The following is an 18,527-nucleotide window of genomic DNA, read 5'->3' as shown; positions in this document are numbered from 1 at the left end:
CGCGTTTTTTCGTCCACGCCCTGCAGAGCCGCAGGCGGTACAGAAGGGGTCAGAATGCTTAATCCAGCAGACGACGCGCCGCTTCAACCACGATCTGCACCGCATCACTTTCGGTCGCTTTCATGGTTTCGGCGTTCGGGATTTCCTGTTGGGTGCGGTTTACGATCACGCCCGCCACCATACCCGCGCGCCAGCCTTGGCTCGCACACATGGTCAGCAAGGTCGCGGATTCCATTTCGTAGTTCATCACGCCCAGATCCTGCCACTCTTGCATCGAGCCTTGGAAGCGACGCACCACACGGCCAGAAACGGTGTCATAACGCTCTTGACCTGGGTAGAAGGTATCGGAAGAAGCGGTAATACCGATATGGGTCTTCGCACCGCGCTCTTTCGCTGCCGCAACCAGCGCAGTCGTACAATCAAAGTCAGCCACCGCAGGGTATTCCATTGGCGCAAAGTGCAGGCTCGCACCGTCCAGACGTACCGAGGCGGTAGTGACCAGCACGTCACCAACATTGATGTGTGGCTGAATGGCACCGGTGGTACCTACACGCAGGAAAGTACGCACGCCCAGTTGTGCCAGCTCTTCCACGGCAATCGAAGTAGAAGGACCGCCAATCCCAGTAGAGCAGATCACCACTGGCTTGCCGTCCAGTTCGCCCAACCAAGACGTAAACTCACGGTGACTGGCCAGATGAACCGGGTTATCCATCAGCTCGGCAATTTTCTTCACACGCTCCGGGTCGCCCGGAACAATCGCCAAGGTAGCGCCTTTCAGGTCACTTTTAGTCAATCCAAGGTGGAATACATCTGATTTCGCCATGGTCATGGCTCCTTCTTTTAATCGAATGGGTCAGAATACAGGAGGCGAGTCCTTGCACTATTAAGTCATTACTGTAGCGAAGAGCCGCCTGCTGATATGTGACGAATGCCAAATCTAGGCAATTAACATACAACATATTACCTAAATTATGTGATGTATATCAGGCTATGGCGCGAGTCCGTTCATATATTGCACATATTGTACGCAACATCCGCGCCCACGCTGTTTCGCCGCATACAGCGCCTGATCGGCACAATCTTGGATCTGATCGGGGTTTTGTCCAGCCTGATACACCGCTGCGCCAAGGGTAATGCTCAGATGAATTGCCTGCTGACGGAAACTGAATACCGGCTCACGCACCGCCAGCAACATTCGCTCGCCAAGACTTTGCACCGCATCGCTTTGGGTCACCGGCGTCATCAGCGCAAACTCATCGCCACCAATGCGCGCCAGATAAGTTCCGCTGCCGGCGGCTTGCTGCAAGCGCAGCGCCACCTCAATCAACGCCGCATCCCCCGCCGCATGGCCAAAGCAATCATTGATGCGCTTAAAATAATCCATATCGATCATAAACAGGGTGAACGGCCGGGTACTCTGGCAAAACTCCCCCAGCAAGCGATCATAAGCGCGGCGATTGAGCACCCGCGTTAAGTGATCATGCTCCAACATAAACTCTAGCTCGCGCGTGCGCTGTTGCAGCAAAAACTCATACAGACCGGTACGGTTTACCGCATAACCGACAATCAAGCTCACCAACAGGGAAACCACCAGCCCGCCCCACCACAAAATCTTCAGCAGCAGGCGATTTTCGGCGTACAGCGCCCAATGGCCGGTTACCGAAACCTTCCAGTGTCGATCACCTTGGGCAATATATTCCACGTGCTGCATGAGCGGCCCTGCCGAGCGCGGCGCAGCAACAGCGGCGGCTGAGTGATACAACACAATTTCTGAGCTCGATGAAACGTCACTGATTTGAATCGCCATCCCTGGACGTGGATTAATGGTGTTTATTACATGAGAAAAATAAGCATAGCTGTTAATCACCGAAACAAATATGCCATCTAAACTTTTATCGCGGATATTACGCACCGCGTTGATCACCAAAAAACCATTTTTCCGATTGTTATTTTTGCTCTGTTGATTCCATAGCCGAATCGGGTCAGTAATTATTTGCTCTGCCCCCGCAATAATATCGGCCAAATAACTGTCACGTTTTTCGCCGCCAAATAACAAGCCTAAATATTGCTGATTTTGCTCGCTAGCCGGATAGACAAACGCTAATGGAAAGATATACGGCTGTGCCAATAGAGTGTCGAGCGGCGTATTGTCACTAAATAACCATCCTTGATAATGATAGGCCGGATAAATATTGCGCATCTGCTGTAAAAAAGGAGCCACTTGGTCTTGTGTTACCAGCGGAAACCACTCTAACTTGACGGTTTGTGGCGCACTTAAGCGCATGCTCTCGATATAGGCCTGAATATCGCGCAGTGGCACGTAATTATTGAGCCGGAACCCTAAGGATAATGACGTCAATAATTGCAGATCGGTTTTGATAGAACCGCGGACTTTCGCAACATACGCGCGAGCTTCAGCGGCAAAGAATCGCTGTTGCTCAATTTTATTCTGACGCGACAACTCGTAAAACGCGCTGACATCCACGAAGAATAACAGAATAAAAACAAAAAAAGTCCACCGCCATACCTGCCAGAATGCCCGCGGTTTGCGTTTTTCCATGTAATCTTAACTCCTGCCTTGGCTCAAATACGGCACAAAATAGCCTTGGCGTGAAACTTGGGCATGATGTCGATGATTGGGTTAGTATAAATCAGACAAAAAGCTCTTGGCTATAAAAGGCAGGATAGAACAATCTCACGTGCACTCATGGTTTATGTATCATAATAAAACAGGAATATTCTGATTTATGAGTAATGCGACTCCCAAACCCGCGCAGCGCGATGGTTTCACCTCCAGTTTTGGCGTCATTGCCGCCACGTTAGGCTCTGCGGTTGGACTGGGCAATATCTGGAAATTTCCCTATCTGACCGGTGCCAACGGCGGTGCCAGCTTCCTGCTGGTGTACCTGCTCGCCACCTTGCTAATTGGCCTGCCGATCATGATTGCGGAGCTCACCTTAGGCCGCGCCGCCAAAGCCGATGCCATTACCACCTTCGTCAAACTCGCCCCGCGCCGCTCAGCGTGGTGGGTGATTGGTCTGCTCGGCGTTATTTGCGCCTACTTGATCATGGGTTTCTACTCGGAAGTGGCCGGCTGGGTCTTTGCTTACATTTTCAAATCCGCCGACGGTTCATTGCTCTCGAGCAGCCCGCAAGCGACAGGCGCAGCCTTTGATGCGCTGATCCACAATCCGTGGCAAGCCCTACTGTGGCAATGGTTAGTCCTGCTGGTGATCGGCGGGGTGCTGATTATCGGGGTATCGAAAGGGATTGAGGCGGTAACCAAAAAACTGATGCCGATTTTGTTTGTGCTGCTGGTGATTATTGCCGTGCGCAGCCTGACTCTGCCGGGTGCGGCAGAAGGCTTAAGTTTCCTGTTTAGCCCCGATTTTAGCAAAATTGATGCTGGCGTGATCCTGACCGCAATGGGCTTGGCGTTTTTCAAGCTGTCGATCGGGATGGGCACCATGCTGACCTACGGTAGCTACTTTCGCGATGACCAGAATATCCCCGCCACCGCGTTACGCGTGATGACCGCCGATCTGTTTGTCTCGATGCTGGCGGGGATCGCTATCTTCCCAGCGGTCTTCAGTTTTGGCTTTACCCCATCCGCGGGCCCATCGCTGCTGTTTATCACTATCCCAGCGGTATTTGCCCAGATGCCATTCGGCCATTTGCTGATGGTGGTGTTCTTTGTGCTATCGGCGATCGCGGCAACCGGCGCTATGCTGTCGATTCTGGAAGTCCCAGTATCGGTGATCAGCGAGCGCTTTAAGATTAGCCGTACCCGTTCGGTGCTGATCAACGTGTTGTTCTTAGCCCTGATCGGCTCCACCTGCGCCTTGTCTAACAGTACCTTGGCCCATGTCACCGTGGCTGGGTTGAACATGTTTGATCTGTTCGACGCCCTCAGCTCGAAGGTACTGATGCCACTGGGTGGGATCTTGCTGAGTCTGTTTGTCGGCTGGGTATGGGGACGCCAACACTTGAGCCAAGCGGTCAGCAATCACGGGCAACTGCATAACGCCTCACTGACACGTATCCTGTTCCTGCTACTGCGATTTGTCTCGCCGCTGCTGGTACTGATCGTGATGCTCAAAGGGTTGAATCTGTTCTAACCCCTTCTAATACGGCTCATATGCTTAATTTGAGCTTAATATAGACAACAGGCGACCAGATGGTCGCCTGTTGTTTTTTCTCTTCGCGTTAATCCTGCTCACTTTGTGCCAGCCAAGTTGCCTCTCGCTGCTCGGCAGCAGTTGCAAAATGGACAAAATCATCGCGCGTCCAAAAGGTCTGCGGCAATACCGCCTTCAACGACGCAGGGGTCGATTTATCCGGCCAAATCTGCAGCTGTACGTATTCACTCAGCGGTTGCCCCTGCCAGCGACTGGCCAACCACAAACGGCGTCCCGGTGCCGGCCAATTGGGCGGTAACATCGGCGTTCGCACCCAACCCAACTGATAATTACGCTGCAGCACTAAGCGCCGATCTGGCAAGCGCCGTGTGCTATCCCACCACACACCATCCAATTGCTGTAACGCCTGACGCGCTTGCGCCTCAGGATAAACACCGGCCTGCGCTAAATACATTCGCAACGCCCGATCAAAGCGGTGATTAAAATCCTCCGCCGACACCGGCGCCCCCGGCTCACGCAACAGCTCAGAGCTGAGCCGCGCACCGAGTAAGTTAGAGTACAGATCCTCTGGCGAAAACGCCGATACCGTCTCAGCCATCGCCGGTACCGAGCGATAACCGTACCACTGCGCTATCTCATGCCATTCCGCCAGCTGGAAGGCGATTAAAGCCGCCATACGCGCGGCCAGTAAGCGCCGATCCGCCATCGCACTAGGTGGGGTAAAGGGACGCAGCACCACATGGCGCTGGCCTAACTCAGATGCCAGTACCAGCGAGAATGCCTGGCCTAAGCGCGGTAAGAGGGTTTGGTAAAGATAAAAGGTATTATCGGCGGTATCTCGGATGTGCGCGGTATCTAAAATTCCGCCATCGTGGGTAACCAAAAGACCATTTTTCTCATCGCCTAAGCCTAGCACCGCACCTGCCGAGCGCATCACGCTATCGTTATAGTGATGATGACCGAGTGATTGGGTGTCCAACACATTAGGGATCCGATACCAGGGTAGCGGCACACCTAACAGCGAAGTACGTAAATCCATGCCTAGCGCACAGCAAGGCCGCAGCGCATCCGGTGCCACCGGTGCGCTTTGTGCCGGCAGCGGCAAGCCGCCCATCCCCCAGACCAATAACAGTGGGACCAAGCCGCGTTTCATCAGAAAGCCTCATTCACCTGAAAATAAAAACCAGATGTGTTGCGTCCAACACCCCAATCAAGACGAATATTGACCCGTGGCTTAAACGCAAAGCGATAGCCGACCCCAGCATTTGGCAGCCAATGGGCCTCCGCATCCAGCAACTCACGAGCATGGGCAGTCACGGTTCCCGCACCAGCCCACAGCGCTACGCCGTGCCGCCCACTCAGCTGCTGACGCAATTCCAGTTGCGTCGTCAGTAAATTGCGGTCGGTATATTGCCCTTCGTAATAACCGCGCATCCGCTTATCACTACCGAGCTGGGCCAACTGATTCCACGGCACATCACCGTGAGTAAAATAGCCATACACCTCAGAGGCCAAAATGGTGCGCGCGCTTAATTGCCAGTAGTAGCTATAACGCGCCTCTACGGTGGAAAAATCAGCATCACTACCCAGCGCGGGCAAATAGCGCGTGTATTTCACACTGGCTACCTGACCACGGTAAGGATTGGGCAGAAAATCACGGCTGTCATACGACAAACGCGCACTCACACCGATACTCTGATTACGCTCACCGCCTGGCAATGCGGTAAACAGCGGTTCGTCGCTCTCCGTGCTTAACCGGACCAAAGAGCCGCCCAGCGCCGCATACAAGTCAGGTGCCACCCGATAGGCCAGCTCTGGGGTCAGCTCCAACGCCTTGGCGGTATACTCACGTTTATTACAGTCCTGACTGCCTGCGGCATAGCCGATTCCCCAAAACGAGGTCGGTACATTTTTCACCGCGCCTTTGAGAAACAACCGCCAAGCATCTTGCTGCAAAAAGGTGTTGTTCTCGAAACCCACCCCAAAGGCACCGGTTGAACTGGCAAAACCAGTAAATGACAGTGTGGAGTATTGCGTGTCCCGATCCTGCTTATCGACGCGGTATAACCCAATGGCCGCCGCGCCAATGCCCACGCCCATCTCTGGGTTATAAAACGGCCCCGGCAGTACCCCCCAATCAATCGGCTTACTCTCATCAACCGTCTCGGAAGAGCCTAAATCCTCCAGAAGGGAATCCACCCACTGCGCTGCATACAACGGCGGCGTCATCAGCAGCGTACTCAGCATCAACAGGGAAAAATGAGTCTGTCGCATCAGCAAACGCCTCCGTTAAAAACGCATATCCAAAGTGAAAAATGCACTGGTGCGTTTGCCGAGACCCCATTCGGTCAGCAACAGCAAATTCGGTGTGATCTGATATTGAGCACCCAGCAAAGTATTCCATGGAGATTCCAGATGCTGCTCAACATGGAATTTGCCACTCTTGCTTGGGTCGACCAGCAGTAGCATCTGTTTGAGATTGGCGGGCAATGCCAGGTCAGCAATATTGCCACTAAATGATTGGTCAATGCTCTGGTACATACCACCGGCCCAGACCCGCAGCGGACGATCGAGCACGGAAAACTGATAGCCAACTCGCGGTGATGCGACTAAGGCATCAATTTTGCCATCCAGAATATCCATCTTAGTTTGGGTATAACTGACATCGGTGAGCGCAAACCAGTTGCCGTAACCGCCGGCCAAGACAAAGCCGAGGCCAAAAGTATCACCATGAAATTCCAGAGGGAAATGGATATCTTTAATTTCGATTGGTACAGGGATAGAAAGCTTATGTAACTTCACATCCAGTGAGCCCTGCATATCAAGAATAGAATCAGTTCTACCGTCGGTTTTTCCAACTAAGCCATAAACATTTAGAAAGGGGAAAACCCACATATCAGCACGTAATGTTGAAGTATCTGAGCGTTGTTTTGTCTCTCGAACAGTAGGCGCTAACTTGATATTTTCAGCAGCAATTCCAGGCATAATCGCTACTTTAGGCAATAAACCAGAAAAGCTAATGGAATCGACTTGGATCCCTTGCTTTACCTGCATATGGCTAATATTCAGGCCAAATGGCTCAGGGATTTCATACCCAGCAGCTTTCGCCTCTTCACCCCAGATAGGAAACATCCGAGCCGAGTCTTGTGCATAAGTCGGAACCATCATTCCCGACCACAACACCATTGCTGCCGTCAGTCCACTTCGCCATGTTTGCATGCTATTTCCACGTGCTACTAAAGAAAAGCCCGCACTATAAAGCAAACAAATTTATGAATCGGTGCAAAATGTGCGACAAGTAACACTTTTAAATAACTTATCTACTTGTAACGGTTAGAAAATTAAGAAATAAGATCTATCGATACCCATCAGAAGGCAGGGAAAAGATTGAGGAAATAGGTATAGGGATAAAAAGAAAATAGAAGAAAAAACAGATAAGAAAAAACCAAACTCTCAAAACACAAAAAGCCCATCCGTTAGGATGGGCTCTTCACTTATTTGATGCCTGGCAGTTCCCTACTCTCGCATGGGGAGACCCCACACTACCATCGGCGCTACGGCGTTTCACTTCTGAGTTCGGCATGGGGTCAGGTGGGACCACCGCGCTATCGCCGCCAGGCAAATTCTGTTTCTCTATCGCGTACACATCTTGTTGTGTCTCGCGCCAGAGTTAAAATCTAAAAACAAGCTGTATAACTGATATGTTGTTCTTTGAACAAGTAACTGTGACTTCATTCATCCAACATCACTTTGGCGTTGTATGGTTAAGCCTCACGGGCAATTAGTACAGGTTAGCTCAACGTATCGCTACGCTTACACACCCTGCCTATCTACGTCGTAGTCTCCAACAACCCTTTAGGAGGCTTTAAGCCTCAGGGATGACTCATCTCGGGGCAAGTTTCGCGCTTAGATGCTTTCAGCGCTTATCTCTTCCGCATTTAGCTACCCGGCAATGCCACTGGCGTGACAACCGGAACACCAGAGATGCGTCCACTCCGGTCCTCTCGTACTAGGAGCAGCCCCCCTCAATCATCCAACGCCCACGACAGATAGGGACCGAACTGTCTCACGACGTTCTAAACCCAGCTCGCGTACCACTTTAAATGGCGAACAGCCATACCCTTGGGACCAACTTCAGCCCCAGGATGTGATGAGCCGACATCGAGGTGCCAAACACCGCCGTCGATATGAACTCTTGGGCGGTATCAGCCTGTTATCCCCGGAGTACCTTTTATCCGTTGAGCGATGGCCCTTCCATTCAGAACCACCGGATCACTAAGACCTACTTTCGTATCTGCTCGACCTGTCCGTCTCGCAGTTAAGCTAGCTTCTGCCTTTGCACTAACCGCATGATGTCCGACCATGCTTAGCTAACCTTCGTGCTCCTCCGTTACTCTTTAGGAGGAGACCGCCCCAGTCAAACTACCCACCAGACACTGTCCGTATCCCGGATTACGGGACAACGTTAGAACATCAAACATTAAAGGGTGGTATTTCAAGGTCGGCTCCACGCAAACTGGCGTTCACGTTTCAATGCCTCCCACCTATCCTACACATCAAGGCTCAATGTTCAGTGTCAAGCTATAGTAAAGGTTCACGGGGTCTTTCCGTCTTGCCGCGGGTACACTGCATCTTCACAGCGATTTCAATTTCACTGAGTCTCGGGTGGAGACAGCCTGGCCATCATTACGCCATTCGTGCAGGTCGGAACTTACCCGACAAGGAATTTCGCTACCTTAGGACCGTTATAGTTACGGCCGCCGTTTACCGGGGCTTCGATCAAGAGCTTCGCTTTCGCTAACCCCATCAATTAACCTTCCGGCACCGGGCAGGCGTCACACCGTATACGTCCACTTTCGTGTTTGCACAGTGCTGTGTTTTTAATAAACAGTTGCAGCCAGCTGGTATCTTCGACTGATTTCAGCTCCATCCGCGAGGGACTTCACCTACCATCAGCGTGCCTTCTCCCGAAGTTACGGCACCATTTTGCCTAGTTCCTTCACCCGAGTTCTCTCAAGCGCCTGAGTATTCTCTACCTGACCACCTGTGTCGGTTTGGGGTACGATTTCTGGTAACCTGATGCTTAGAGGCTTTTCCTGGAAGCGTAGTATCAGCTACTTCAGCACCGTAGTGCTTCGTCATCACGCCTCAGTGTTAATGAAAGACCGGATTTGCCTAGTCTCTCCACCTTCACGCTTAAACCGGGACAACCGTCGCCCGGATAGCCTAACTTTCTCCGTCCCCCCTTCGCAGTTACCACAAGTACGGGAATATTAACCCGTTTCCCATCGACTACGCTTTTCAGCCTCGCCTTAGGGGTCGACTCACCCTGCTCCGATTAACGTTGAACAGGAACCCTTGGTCTTCCGGCGAGCGGGCTTTTCACCCGCTTTATCGTTACTTATGTCAGCATTCGCACTTCTGATACGTCCAGCATACCTCACAGTACACCTTCAACCGCTTACAGAACGCTCCCCTACCCAATAACACCTAAATGTCATTGCCGCAGCTTCGGTGCATGGTTTAGCCCCGTTACATCTTCCGCGCAGGCCGACTCGACTAGTGAGCTATTACGCTTTCTTTAAATGATGGCTGCTTCTAAGCCAACATCCTAGCTGTCTAAGCCTTCCCACATCGTTTCCCACTTAACCATGACTTTGGGACCTTAGCTGGCGGTCTGGGTTGTTTCCCTCTTCACGACGGACGTTAGCACCCGCCGTGTGTCTCCCGGATAGCACTCTACGGTATTCGGAGTTTGCAAAGGGTTGGTAAGTCGGGATGACCCCCTAGCCTTAACAGTGCTCTACCCCCGTAGGTGTTCGTCCGAGGCGCTACCTAAATAGCTTTCGGGGAGAACCAGCTATCTCCCGGTTTGATTGGCCTTTCACCCCCAGCCACAAGTCATCCGCTAATTTTTCAACATTAGTCGGTTCGGTCCTCCAGTTAGTGTTACCCAACCTTCAACCTGCCCATGGCTAGATCACCGGGTTTCGGGTCTACACCTTGCAACTAATTCGCCCTATTAAGACTCGGTTTCCCTACGGCTCCCCTATTCGGTTAACCTCGCTACAAAATGTAAGTCGCTGACCCATTATACAAAAGGTACGCAGTCACACCACGAAGGTGCTCCCACTGCTTGTACGTACACGGTTTCAGGTTCTATTTCACTCCCCTCACAGGGGTTCTTTTCGCCTTTCCCTCACGGTACTGGTTCGCTATCGGTCAGTCAGGAGTATTTAGCCTTGGAGGATGGTCCCCCCATCTTCAAACAGGATACCACGTGTCCCGTCCTACTCATCGAGCTCACAGCAATGCGTCTTCGTGTACGGGGCTATCACCCTGTATCGCCGGACTTTCCAATCCGTTCCACTAACGCATCCACTGATTCAGACTCTGGGCTGCTCCGCGTTCGCTCGCCGCTACTAACGGAATCTCGGTTGATTTCTTTTCCTCGGGGTACTTAGATGTTTCAGTTCTCCCGGTTCGCCTCGTTAAGCTATGGATTCACTTAACGATACCTAAGTTATCTTAGGTGGGTTTCCCCATTCGGACATGGTTGGCTATAGCGCTCCATCCCAGCTCACCAACCCTTTTCGCAGGGTAGCACGTCCTTCATCGCCTCTGACTGCCAAGGCATCCACCGTGTACGCTTAGTCACTTAACCATACAACCCAAAATAATGTCGGGCTGAATGCTAGTCACTAAACTGGTCGTTGCCAGTTTCTCAAGTCGCTTGTTCTTAAGAACTTCAGTTATTTTTCAGCTTGTTTTCAGATTTTTAAAGAGCAATAAGTGGCGTCCCCTAGGGGATTCGAACCCCTGTTACCGCCGTGAAAGGGCGGTGTCCTAGGCCTCTAGACGAAGGGGACGCAACTAAATTCAAACAATCTGTGTGAACACTCAGCTTAAGCGCCGAATATCTCAGGTAAGGAGGTGATCCAACCGCAGGTTCCCCTACGGTTACCTTGTTACGACTTCACCCCAGTCATGAATCACAAAGTGGTAAGCGCCCTCCCGAAGGTTAAGCTACCTACTTCTTTTGCAACCCACTCCCATGGTGTGACGGGCGGTGTGTACAAGGCCCGGGAACGTATTCACCGCGGCATTCTGATCCGCGATTACTAGCGATTCCGACTTCATGGAGTCGAGTTGCAGACTCCAATCCGGACTACGACATACTTTATGGGATTCGCTCACTATCGCTAGCTTGCCGCCCTTTGTATATGCCATTGTAGCACGTGTGTAGCCCTACTCGTAAGGGCCATGATGACTTGACGTCATCCCCACCTTCCTCCGGTTTATCACCGGCAGTCTCCTTTGAGTTCCCGACCGAATCGCTGGCAACAAAGGATAAGGGTTGCGCTCGTTGCGGGACTTAACCCAACATTTCACAACACGAGCTGACGACAGCCATGCAGCACCTGTCTCAGAGTTCCCGAAGGCACCAATCCATCTCTGGAAAGTTCTCTGGATGTCAAGAGTAGGTAAGGTTCTTCGCGTTGCATCGAATTAAACCACATGCTCCACCGCTTGTGCGGGCCCCCGTCAATTCATTTGAGTTTTAACCTTGCGGCCGTACTCCCCAGGCGGTCGATTTAACGCGTTAGCTCCGGAAGCCACGCCTCAAGGGCACAACCTCCAAATCGACATCGTTTACAGCGTGGACTACCAGGGTATCTAATCCTGTTTGCTCCCCACGCTTTCGCACCTGAGCGTCAGTCTTTGTCCAGGGGGCCGCCTTCGCCACCGGTATTCCTCCAGATCTCTACGCATTTCACCGCTACACCTGGAATTCTACCCCCCTCTACAAGACTCTAGCTTGCCAGTTTCAAATGCAGTTCCCAAGTTGAGCTCGGGGATTTCACATCTGACTTAACAAACCGCCTGCGTGCGCTTTACGCCCAGTAATTCCGATTAACGCTTGCACCCTCCGTATTACCGCGGCTGCTGGCACGGAGTTAGCCGGTGCTTCTTCTGCGAGTAACGTCAATGCCACTAGGTATTAACTAGTGACCCTTCCTCCCCGCTGAAAGTGCTTTACAACCCGAAGGCCTTCTTCACACACGCGGCATGGCTGCATCAGGCTTGCGCCCATTGTGCAATATTCCCCACTGCTGCCTCCCGTAGGAGTCTGGACCGTGTCTCAGTTCCAGTGTGACTGGTCATTCTCTCAAACCAGTTAGAGATCGTCGCCTTGGTGAGCCATTACCTCACCAACTAGCTAATCCCACCTGGGTTCATCCGATAGCATGAGGTCCGAAGAGCCCCCACTTTGGTCCGTAGACGTTATGCGGTATTAGCTACAGTTTCCCGTAGTTATCCCCCTCTATCGGGCAGATCCCCAGGCATTACTCACCCGTCCGCCGCTCGTCACCCAAGGAGCAAGCTCCTCTGTGTTACCGCTCGACTTGCATGTGTTAGGCCTGCCGCCAGCGTTCAATCTGAGCCATGATCAAACTCTTCAATTTAAAGTTTGTCGCTCGAATAAACTGGCAAATAAATTGTTCAGTCACTCGTTTAACTTAATATCTTTTGGATATCAGCATTCTCAAACGAGTGCCCACACAGATTGTCTGATTAACTTTTTAAAGAGCATTTTGCGCCAAGGTCACCCTTAACGACAGGACGCGAATTATTCCACTATCCTTAAGCAAAGTCAACACTAAGTGCTAACTGAAAGTTGAATCTCGGCAGTTCCCTACTCTCGCATGGGGAGACCCCACACTACCATCGGCGCTACGGCGTTTCACTTCTGAGTTCGGCATGGGGTCAGGTGGGACCACCGCGCTATCGCCGCCGAGAAAATCCTAATAAATAATGGTGCTGATACCCAGAATCGAACTGGGGACCTCACCCTTACCAAGGGTGCGCTCTACCGACTGAGCCATATCAGCACACTTATTTATTAGAACTAGACTCGTTCTAATAAAATTTTGATGCCTGGCAGTTCCCTACTCTCGCATGGGGAGACCCCACACTACCATCGGCGCTACGGCGTTTCACTTCTGAGTTCGGCATGGGGTCAGGTGGGACCACCGCGCTATCGCCGCCAGGCAAATTCTGTTTCTCTATCGCGTACACACTATGTTGTTGTGTCTCGCGCCAGAGCTAAAATCTAAAAACAAGCTAAATAACTGATGTATTGTTCTTTTGAACAAGTAACTGTGACTTCATTCTTCCAACATCACTTTGGCGTTGTATGGTTAAGCCTCACGGGCAATTAGTACAGGTTAGCTCAACGTATCGCTACGCTTACACACCCTGCCTATCTACGTCGTAGTCTCCAACAACCCTTTAGGAGGCTTTAAGCCTCAGGGATGACTCATCTCGGGGCAAGTTTCGCGCTTAGATGCTTTCAGCGCTTATCTCTTCCGCATTTAGCTACCCGGCAATGCCACTGGCGTGACAACCGGAACACCAGAGATGCGTCCACTCCGGTCCTCTCGTACTAGGAGCAGCCCCCCTCAATCATCCAACGCCCACGACAGATAGGGACCGAACTGTCTCACGACGTTCTAAACCCAGCTCGCGTACCACTTTAAATGGCGAACAGCCATACCCTTGGGACCAACTTCAGCCCCAGGATGTGATGAGCCGACATCGAGGTGCCAAACACCGCCGTCGATATGAACTCTTGGGCGGTATCAGCCTGTTATCCCCGGAGTACCTTTTATCCGTTGAGCGATGGCCCTTCCATTCAGAACCACCGGATCACTAAGACCTACTTTCGTATCTGCTCGACCTGTCCGTCTCGCAGTTAAGCTAGCTTCTGCCTTTGCACTAACCGCATGATGTCCGACCATGCTTAGCTAACCTTCGTGCTCCTCCGTTACTCTTTAGGAGGAGACCGCCCCAGTCAAACTACCCACCAGACACTGTCCGTATCCCGGATTACGGGACAACGTTAGAACATCAAACATTAAAGGGTGGTATTTCAAGGTCGGCTCCACGCAAACTGGCGTTCACGTTTCAATGCCTCCCACCTATCCTACACATCAAGGCTCAATGTTCAGTGTCAAGCTATAGTAAAGGTTCACGGGGTCTTTCCGTCTTGCCGCGGGTACACTGCATCTTCACAGCGATTTCAATTTCACTGAGTCTCGGGTGGAGACAGCCTGGCCATCATTACGCCATTCGTGCAGGTCGGAACTTACCCGACAAGGAATTTCGCTACCTTAGGACCGTTATAGTTACGGCCGCCGTTTACCGGGGCTTCGATCAAGAGCTTCGCTTTCGCTAACCCCATCAATTAACCTTCCGGCACCGGGCAGGCGTCACACCGTATACGTCCACTTTCGTGTTTGCACAGTGCTGTGTTTTTAATAAACAGTTGCAGCCAGCTGGTATCTTCGACTGATTTCAGCTCCATCCGCGAGGGACTTCACCTACCATCAGCGTGCCTTCTCCCGAAGTTACGGCACCATTTTGCCTAGTTCCTTCACCCGAGTTCTCTCAAGCGCCTGAGTATTCTCTACCTGACCACCTGTGTCGGTTTGGGGTACGATTTCTGGTAACCTGATGCTTAGAGGCTTTTCCTGGAAGCGTAGTATCAGCTACTTCAGCACCGTAGTGCTTCGTCATCACGCCTCAGTGTTAATGAAAGACCGGATTTGCCTAGTCTCTCCACCTTCACGCTTAAACCGGGACAACCGTCGCCCGGATAGCCTAACTTTCTCCGTCCCCCCTTCGCAGTTACCACAAGTACGGGAATATTAACCCGTTTCCCATCGACTACGCTTTTCAGCCTCGCCTTAGGGGTCGACTCACCCTGCTCCGATTAACGTTGAACAGGAACCCTTGGTCTTCCGGCGAGCGGGCTTTTCACCCGCTTTATCGTTACTTATGTCAGCATTCGCACTTCTGATACGTCCAGCATACCTCACAGTACACCTTCAACCGCTTACAGAACGCTCCCCTACCCAATAACACCTAAATGTCATTGCCGCAGCTTCGGTGCATGGTTTAGCCCCGTTACATCTTCCGCGCAGGCCGACTCGACTAGTGAGCTATTACGCTTTCTTTAAATGATGGCTGCTTCTAAGCCAACATCCTAGCTGTCTAAGCCTTCCCACATCGTTTCCCACTTAACCATGACTTTGGGACCTTAGCTGGCGGTCTGGGTTGTTTCCCTCTTCACGACGGACGTTAGCACCCGCCGTGTGTCTCCCGGATAGCACTCTACGGTATTCGGAGTTTGCAAAGGGTTGGTAAGTCGGGATGACCCCCTAGCCTTAACAGTGCTCTACCCCCGTAGGTGTTCGTCCGAGGCGCTACCTAAATAGCTTTCGGGGAGAACCAGCTATCTCCCGGTTTGATTGGCCTTTCACCCCCAGCCACAAGTCATCCGCTAATTTTTCAACATTAGTCGGTTCGGTCCTCCAGTTAGTGTTACCCAACCTTCAACCTGCCCATGGCTAGATCACCGGGTTTCGGGTCTACACCTTGCAACTAATTCGCCCTATTAAGACTCGGTTTCCCTACGGCTCCCCTATTCGGTTAACCTCGCTACAAAATGTAAGTCGCTGACCCATTATACAAAAGGTACGCAGTCACACCACGAAGGTGCTCCCACTGCTTGTACGTACACGGTTTCAGGTTCTATTTCACTCCCCTCACAGGGGTTCTTTTCGCCTTTCCCTCACGGTACTGGTTCGCTATCGGTCAGTCAGGAGTATTTAGCCTTGGAGGATGGTCCCCCCATCTTCAAACAGGATACCACGTGTCCCGTCCTACTCATCGAGCTCACAGCAATGCGTCTTCGTGTACGGGGCTATCACCCTGTATCGCCGGACTTTCCAATCCGTTCCACTAACGCATCCACTGATTCAGACTCTGGGCTGCTCCGCGTTCGCTCGCCGCTACTAACGGAATCTCGGTTGATTTCTTTTCCTCGGGGTACTTAGATGTTTCAGTTCTCCCGGTTCGCCTCGTTAAGCTATGGATTCACTTAACGATACCTAAGTTATCTTAGGTGGGTTTCCCCATTCGGACATGGTTGGCTATAGCGCTCCATCCCAGCTCACCAACCCTTTTCGCAGGGTAGCACGTCCTTCATCGCCTCTGACTGCCAAGGCATCCACCGTGTACGCTTAGTCACTTAACCATACAACCCAAAATAATGTCGGGCTGAATGCTAGTCACTAAACTGGTCGTTGCCAGTTTCTCAAGTCGCTTGTTCTTAAGAACTTCAGTTATTTTTCAGCTTGTTTTCAAATTTTTAAAGAGCATGTCGAGAATGACTTACGTCACAATGACCATATCGCAAAATAAACTGTTGATTTCAATTCATTTTGCGATATGGTGGAGCTAAGCGGGATCGAACCGCTGACCTCCTGCGTGCAAAGCAGGCGCTCTCCCAGCTGAGCTATAGCCCCGACGTTTTTCTTACTTTCCACTTTCTTGTACAAGAAGTGGTGGGTCTGAGTGGACTCGAACCACCGACCTCACCCTTATCAGGGGTGCGCTCTAACCACCTGAGCTACAGACCCATCGTAAGTGTCGCTCGTATTTATTAACCAAACAATCTGTGTGAACACTCAGCTTAAGCGCCGAATATCTCAGGTAAGGAGGTGATCCAACCGCAGGTTCCCCTACGGTTACCTTGTTACGACTTCACCCCAGTCATGAATCACAAAGTGGTAAGCGCCCTCCCGAAGGTTAAGCTACCTACTTCTTTTGCAACCCACTCCCATGGTGTGACGGGCGGTGTGTACAAGGCCCGGGAACGTATTCACCGCGGCATTCTGATCCGCGATTACTAGCGATTCCGACTTCATGGAGTCGAGTTGCAGACTCCAATCCGGACTACGACATACTTTATGGGATTCGCTCACTATCGCTAGCTTGCCGCCCTTTGTATATGCCATTGTAGCACGTGTGTAGCCCTACTCGTAAGGGCCATGATGACTTGACGTCATCCCCACCTTCCTCCGGTTTATCACCGGCAGTCTCCTTTGAGTTCCCGACCGAATCGCTGGCAACAAAGGATAAGGGTTGCGCTCGTTGCGGGACTTAACCCAACATTTCACAACACGAGCTGACGACAGCCATGCAGCACCTGTCTCAGAGTTCCCGAAGGCACCAATCCATCTCTGGAAAGTTCTCTGGATGTCAAGAGTAGGTAAGGTTCTTCGCGTTGCATCGAATTAAACCACATGCTCCACCGCTTGTGCGGGCCCCCGTCAATTCATTTGAGTTTTAACCTTGCGGCCGTACTCCCCAGGCGGTCGATTTAACGCGTTAGCTCCGGAAGCCACGCCTCAAGGGCACAACCTCCAAATCGACATCGTTTACAGCGTGGACTACCAGGGTATCTAATCCTGTTTGCTCCCCACGCTTTCGCACCTGAGCGTCAGTCTTTGTCCAGGGGGCCGCCTTCGCCACCGGTATTCCTCCAGATCTCTACGCATTTCACCGCTACACCTGGAATTCTACCCCCCTCTACAAGACTCTAGCTTGCCAGTTTCAAATGCAGTTCCCAAGTTGAGCTCGGGGATTTCACATCTGACTTAACAAACCGCCTGCGTGCGCTTTACGCCCAGTAATTCCGATTAACGCTTGCACCCTCCGTATTACCGCGGCTGCTGGCACGGAGTTAGCCGGTGCTTCTTCTGCGAGTAACGTCAATGCCACTAGGTATTAACTAGTGACCCTTCCTCCCCGCTGAAAGTGCTTTACAACCCGAAGGCCTTCTTCACACACGCGGCATGGCTGCATCAGGCTTGCGCCCATTGTGCAATATTCCCCACTGCTGCCTCCCGTAGGAGTCTGGACCGTGTCTCAGTTCCAGTGTGACTGGTCATTCTCTCAAACCAGTTAGAGATCGTCGCCTTGGTGAGCCATTACCTCACCAACTAGCTAATCCCACCTGGGTTCATCCGATAGCATGAGGTCCGAAGAGCCCCCACTTTGGTCCGTAGACGTTATGCGGTATTAGCTACAGTTTCCCGTAGTTATCCCCCTCTATCGGGCAGATCCCCAGGCATTACTCACCCGTCCGCCGCTCGTCACCCAAGGAGCAAGCTCCTCTGTGTTACCGCTCGACTTGCATGTGTTAGGCCTGCCGCCAGCGTTCAATCTGAGCCATGATCAAACTCTTCAATTTAAAGTTTGTCGCTCGAATAAACTGGCAAATAAATTGTTCAGTCACTCGTTTAACTTAATATCTTTTGGATATCAGCATTCTCAAACGAGTGCCCACACAGATTGTCTGATTAACTTTTTAAAGAGCGTTTCGCTTCGGGCTTCACCCTTAGCGACAGGACGCGCATTATTCCGCTTTCCTGCTGTGCCGTCAAGCATTTTTTATCATGCTTAACTGCGTTGTTTCGTTGACTACCGACCACTGTGATTTGCATCACTGCTGCCGTGTCAGTGGGGTCGCATTAT

6 protein-coding genes, 4 tRNA genes and 7 rRNA genes are annotated in these 18,527 nt (G+C 51.7%); 1 reads left to right on the top strand and 16 read right to left on the bottom strand.

The window, feature by feature from the left end; genetic code table 11:
- Positions 1-58: 58 nt before the first annotated feature.
- Complete coding sequence (gene udp, locus LQ901_RS14190) at positions 59-823, bottom strand: uridine phosphorylase (RefSeq protein ID WP_039046783.1); 765 nt, start codon at positions 821-823, stop codon at positions 59-61.
- A 165-nt stretch (positions 824-988) separates the two neighbouring features.
- A complete protein-coding gene (locus tag LQ901_RS14185) occupies positions 989-2,560 on the bottom strand; it encodes a sensor domain-containing diguanylate cyclase (protein ID WP_233672348.1) in 1,572 nt (523 codons plus the stop codon).
- A gap of 187 nt (positions 2,561-2,747) precedes the next feature.
- Between LQ901_RS14185 and LQ901_RS14180 the strand changes: the two genes are divergently transcribed.
- Entirely contained in the window at positions 2,748-4,118 is a 1,371-nt protein-coding gene (locus tag LQ901_RS14180; RefSeq protein ID WP_010865002.1) for a sodium-dependent transporter, read from the top strand.
- An 88-nt stretch (positions 4,119-4,206) separates the two neighbouring features.
- Here LQ901_RS14180 and LQ901_RS14175 read toward each other — a convergent pair whose 3' ends face one another.
- The 14 genes from LQ901_RS14175 to LQ901_RS14110 form a co-directional block, all read right to left on the bottom strand.
- On the bottom strand, positions 4,207-5,292 hold the full coding sequence (locus tag LQ901_RS14175; protein ID WP_064978336.1) for a DUF4056 domain-containing protein: 1,086 nt from the start codon (positions 5,290-5,292) through the stop codon (positions 4,207-4,209).
- A complete protein-coding gene (locus LQ901_RS14170) occupies positions 5,292-6,413 on the bottom strand; it encodes a BamA/TamA family outer membrane protein (protein ID WP_230405843.1) in 1,122 nt (373 codons plus the stop codon). Before LQ901_RS14170 ends, LQ901_RS14175 begins: the two co-directional genes overlap by 1 nt.
- Positions 6,414-6,428: 15 nt before the next feature.
- The gene (locus tag LQ901_RS14165; RefSeq protein ID WP_064978337.1) at positions 6,429-7,358 is read right to left on the bottom strand and encodes a hypothetical protein; all 930 of its coding nucleotides are present in this window, start codon (positions 7,356-7,358) and stop codon (positions 6,429-6,431) included.
- Positions 7,359-7,642: 284 nt separating this feature from the next.
- A 5S ribosomal RNA gene (gene rrf, locus LQ901_RS14160) occupies positions 7,643-7,758 on the bottom strand.
- A gap of 141 nt (positions 7,759-7,899) precedes the next feature.
- Positions 7,900-10,803 (bottom strand): 23S ribosomal RNA (locus LQ901_RS14155).
- A gap of 129 nt (positions 10,804-10,932) precedes the next feature.
- Positions 10,933-11,008, bottom strand: a tRNA-Glu gene (locus LQ901_RS14150).
- A 57-nt stretch (positions 11,009-11,065) separates the two neighbouring features.
- Positions 11,066-12,607, bottom strand: a 16S ribosomal RNA gene (locus LQ901_RS14145).
- Positions 12,608-12,824: 217 nt separating this feature from the next.
- A 5S ribosomal RNA gene (rrf, locus tag LQ901_RS14140) occupies positions 12,825-12,940 on the bottom strand.
- A gap of 17 nt (positions 12,941-12,957) precedes the next feature.
- Positions 12,958-13,033, bottom strand: a tRNA-Thr gene (locus LQ901_RS14135).
- A 44-nt stretch (positions 13,034-13,077) separates the two neighbouring features.
- A 5S ribosomal RNA gene (gene rrf, locus LQ901_RS14130) occupies positions 13,078-13,193 on the bottom strand.
- A 145-nt stretch (positions 13,194-13,338) separates the two neighbouring features.
- Positions 13,339-16,242 (bottom strand): 23S ribosomal RNA (locus LQ901_RS14125).
- A gap of 195 nt (positions 16,243-16,437) precedes the next feature.
- Positions 16,438-16,513, bottom strand: a tRNA-Ala gene (locus LQ901_RS14120).
- Between the two features lie 37 nt (positions 16,514-16,550).
- Positions 16,551-16,627: transfer RNA gene (locus tag LQ901_RS14115), tRNA-Ile, on the bottom strand.
- Positions 16,628-16,701: 74 nt separating this feature from the next.
- Positions 16,702-18,243, bottom strand: a 16S ribosomal RNA gene (locus LQ901_RS14110).
- Together the 16S, 23S and 5S rRNA genes with 4 tRNA genes alongside form the textbook arrangement of a ribosomal RNA operon.
- Positions 18,244-18,527 lie beyond the last annotated feature (284 nt).

The sequence above is a fragment of the Plesiomonas sp. PI-19 genome (assembly GCF_021368255.1).
GTDB lineage: Bacteria > Pseudomonadota > Gammaproteobacteria > Enterobacterales > CAMTGL01 > Plesiomonas > Plesiomonas shigelloides.
The sequence above is the reverse complement of the archived record's forward strand: the minus strand, read 5'-3'. Positions and strand labels throughout refer to the sequence as shown.

Excerpts from the sequence above, each read along its gene's own strand:
- udp (WP_039046783.1), bottom strand. The coding sequence starts at position 823 with ATGGCGAAATCAGATGTATTCCACCTTGGATTGACTAAAAGTGACCTG.
- LQ901_RS14175 (WP_064978336.1), bottom strand. The coding sequence starts at position 5,292 with ATGAAACGCGGCTTGGTCCCACTGTTATTGGTCTGGGGGATGGGCGGC.
- LQ901_RS14165 (WP_064978337.1), bottom strand. The coding sequence starts at position 7,358 with ATGCAAACATGGCGAAGTGGACTGACGGCAGCAATGGTGTTGTGGTCG.
- LQ901_RS14180 (WP_010865002.1), top strand. The coding sequence starts at position 2,748 with ATGAGTAATGCGACTCCCAAACCCGCGCAGCGCGATGGTTTCACCTCC.
- LQ901_RS14170 (WP_230405843.1), bottom strand. The coding sequence starts at position 6,413 with ATGCGACAGACTCATTTTTCCCTGTTGATGCTGAGTACGCTGCTGATG.
- LQ901_RS14185 (WP_233672348.1), bottom strand. The coding sequence starts at position 2,560 with ATGGAAAAACGCAAACCGCGGGCATTCTGGCAGGTATGGCGGTGGACT.